The 3,670-nt window shown below is 50.0% G+C and carries 2 protein-coding genes; one reads left to right on the forward strand and one right to left on the reverse strand.

Annotated features, from left to right (window positions below; translation table 11 throughout):
* The coding region (gene gyrA / locus CAG65_RS13795) for a DNA topoisomerase (ATP-hydrolyzing) subunit A (protein WP_161454017.1) at positions 1-2,605 on the reverse strand (2,605 nt) is incomplete at its 3' end.
* Positions 2,606-2,894: 289 nt separating this feature from the next.
* On the opposite strand from gyrA, the gene ubiG reads away from it, so the two are divergent.
* On the forward strand, positions 2,895-3,602 hold the full coding sequence (gene ubiG / locus CAG65_RS13800) for a bifunctional 2-polyprenyl-6-hydroxyphenol methylase/3-demethylubiquinol 3-O-methyltransferase UbiG (RefSeq protein ID WP_021705455.1): 708 nt from the start codon (positions 2,895-2,897) through the stop codon (positions 3,600-3,602).
* Positions 3,603-3,670 lie beyond the last annotated feature (68 nt).

Here is a 3,670-nt window from a genome sequence, read left to right on the forward strand (position 1 = left end):
CATCGGATGCCGGTGTTTCCGTCGCTTCATCAGCCTCAACTGATTCAACCACTTCGCCTTCCTCATCCAGTTCGATTTCTTCAACTTCATCAATGCGCTGCAAACCAACCACAGACTCATCTTCAGCAGTACGGATCAAGGTGACACCCTGAGTATTCCGACCCACCTGGCTGACTTCAGCCACACGAGTACGTACCAGAGTACCAGCGTCGGTGATCATCATCATCTCGTCGCCTTCTTCCACCTGTACTGCACCCACGACTGGTCCATTACGCTCAGAGACTTTGATAGACACAACGCCTTGAGTCGCACGGCCTTTGGTTGGGTATTCCGCCAGTTCAGTCCGTTTGCCGTAGCCGTTCTGTGTCACTGTCAGAATGTCGCCTTCGTTTGCCGGAACAATCAATGATACAACCTGATCGTCATCAGCAAGCTTCATACCACGAACACCTGCCGCAGTACGGCCCATGGCACGCACTTTATCTTCGCTAAAGCGTACCACTTTACCGGCTTTCGAGAACAGCATAATGTCGCTGTCACCGTTCGTGATATCGACACCGATGAGGGAATCATCGTCACGCAGATTCACGGCGATCAAGCCGTTAGAACGTACGTTAGCAAACTGATCCAGTGACGTCTTCTTCACTGTACCGTCACCCGTCGCCATAAAGATGAACTTGTCTTGAGAGAACTCATCCACACGCAAGATCGCGGTGATGCGCTCACCCTCTTCCAACGGAAGGATATTCACAATCGGTTTACCACGTGCAGTGCGGCTAGCCAGCGGCAGTTGATACACTTTCAGACGGTAAGTCTTACCGCGAGTAGAGAAACACAGAATGTTGTCATGAGTATTCGCCACCAGCAGACGCTCGATGTAATCCTCATCTTTCATTCGAGTGGCACTCTTACCTTTACCACCACGACGCTGAGCTTCGTAATCACTCAACAACTGGTACTTCACGTAACCTTCGTGCGACAGCGTCACAACCACGTCTTCACGAGCAATTAACTCTTCCAGATCGATGTCATGGCTGGCTGCCGTGATTTCAGTGCGGCGAGCATCACCAAACGCATCACGAACGGTTTCCAGCTCTTCACGAATCACTTCCATCAGACGCTCAGTGCTGGCCAGGATATGCATCAGTTCTGCAATCTCATCTAGCAGAGCTTTGTATTCATCCAGAATTTTTTCGTGTTCCAGACCGGTCAGTTTGTGCAGACGCAGATCCAGGATCGCCTGAGCCTGTTGCTCAGTCAGGTAGTATTGGCCATCGCGGATACCGTATTCCGGCTCCAACCATTCAGGGCGAGCCGCGTCAGTACCGGCACGTTCCAACATAGCTGCAACGTTACCCAGATCCCAACCACGAGCAATCAGGCCCGCTTTTGCTTCTGCTGGTGTTGGCGCTTTACGAATCAGATCGATGATGTCGTCAATATTGGCTAGTGCCAGTGCCAAACCTTCAAGGATATGAGCACGTTCGCGGGCTTTGCGCAGTTCGAAGATCGTACGACGAGTCACCACTTCACGGCGGTGATCAACGAAACACTTCAGCATTTCTTTCAGGTTGAACAGCTTAGGCTGGCCATTGTCCAGCGCAACCATGTTGATACCGAACGTTGTTTGAAGCTGAGTGTTGGCGTAGAGGTTGTTCAGAACCACTTCGCCGACCGCATCACGCTTACATTCGATAACAATGCGCATACCGTCTTTGTCTGACTCATCGCGCAGGGCACTGATGCCTTCAACTTTTTTGTCTTTTACCAGCTCTGCGATCTTTTCAATCAGACGCGCTTTGTTCACCTGGTAAGGGATTTCGGTGACAATAATGGTCTCTTTGCCATTCTTGTCAGCTTCCACTTCCGCTTTCGAACGCATGTAGATCTTGCCACGGCCAGTCTTGTATGCGTCGATGATTCCCTTACGACCACTGATCAATGCTGCCGTTGGAAAATCGGGACCAGGAATGTAGTCCATCAGTTCATCGATGGTGATTTCTTCGTTATTGATGTATGCCAGACAGCCATCAATAACTTCACCCAGGTTATGCGGCGGGATATTCGTCGCCATACCCACTGCGATACCGGATGCACCGTTCACTAGCAGGTTAGGAATTTTCGTAGGTAATACGGCTGGAATCTGCTCTGTACCGTCGTAGTTTGGTACGTAGTCAACCGTTTCTTTGTCTAGGTCAGCCAGCAGCTCGTGGGCAATTTTTGCCATACGAACTTCGGTATAACGCATTGCTGCTGCTGAGTCACCATCGATCGAACCAAAGTTTCCTTGGCCGTCGACCAGCATGTAGCGCAGTGAGAACGGCTGAGCCATACGGACAATTGTGTCGTATACAGCACTATCACCGTGAGGGTGATATTTACCGATTACGTCACCGACAACACGGGCGGATTTTTTATATGGTTTGTTCCAATCGTTGCCTAGTACGTTCATCGCGAAAAGCACGCGGCGGTGTACTGGTTTAAGGCCATCACGCACATCCGGAAGAGCACGACCAACGATTACAGACATCGCATAGTCGAGGTACGAGCCTCTCAGCTCATCTTCGATGTTTACGGGCGTGATCTCTTTAGCTAGATCGCTCATAGAGCCATTATCCCTCTATTTATAGATCGTATGTACAATACGTTTAAGGTGCAAAAATATAACACACAATTCAACGGTTCGGCATTACTTTCCCTCCCCTTTTATCAGGTTGTGAGCTTTGTTGTGGATTAAATGCCGAGAAATTGCACATTGTTTACATATCCCGCTGAAAAGAGACTAATTTTTGTTCAGCGCTACGGGAATGTTCGTCAAGTGGTAGCCAGCGACGCAGTTACCGCTATAATGCTCTTCATTCACGGAAGCACGCTCATTTAGAAGAAGTACCGCTATGACTGATACTCAAAACGTAGACCCAAACGAAATCAAAAAATTTGAAGAGATGGCCTCGCGCTGGTGGGACCTGAATGGCGAGTTCAAACCGCTGCACCAGATCAACCCGTTACGTCTTGGGTATGTGCTCAAAAACGCCGACGGACTGTTTGGCAAGAAAGTGCTCGATGTCGGGTGCGGTGGCGGTATTCTGGCCGAGAGTATGGCGCGTGAAGGCGCTGATGTGACGGGCCTGGACATGGGGAAAGAGCCGCTCGAAGTCGCCCGCCTGCATGCATTAGAGACAGGCACCCAACTGACGTACATCCAGAGCACCATAGAACAGCATGCTCAGGACAATGCCGGCATGTACGATGTTGTCACCTGCATGGAAATGCTGGAGCACGTCCCCGACCCGCTCTCCGTGATTCGTTCTTGTTCTGCGCTGGTCAAGCCGGGAGGGCACGTATTCTTTTCAACCCTCAACCGCAATATCAAGTCTTACCTGTTCGCCATCGTTGGTGCGGAGAAGCTGCTCAAGATTGTGCCAGAGGGCACGCATGACCACGAAAAGTTCATCCGTCCGTCTGAAATGATGAAGATGATAGACAGTACTGCGCTGCAGGAAAAAGGCATCACCGGTTTGCACTACAATCCACTGACAGATAGCTACAAACTGGGCCGAAATGTCGATGTCAACTACATCGTACATACCATTAAAGAGTAGTCTCAAAACTGTAACAAAAATGCAAAGGCGGTAGCACAAAGCGACCGCCTTTTTTAGTTAAATTTTCG

Source organism: Vibrio sp. V39_P1S14PM300, from assembly GCF_009904765.1.
Classification (GTDB): Bacteria; Pseudomonadota; Gammaproteobacteria; order Enterobacterales; family Vibrionaceae; genus Vibrio; species Vibrio proteolyticus.

Excerpts from the sequence above, each read along its gene's own strand:
- ubiG (WP_021705455.1), top strand. The coding sequence starts at position 2,895 with ATGACTGATACTCAAAACGTAGACCCAAACGAAATCAAAAAATTTGAA.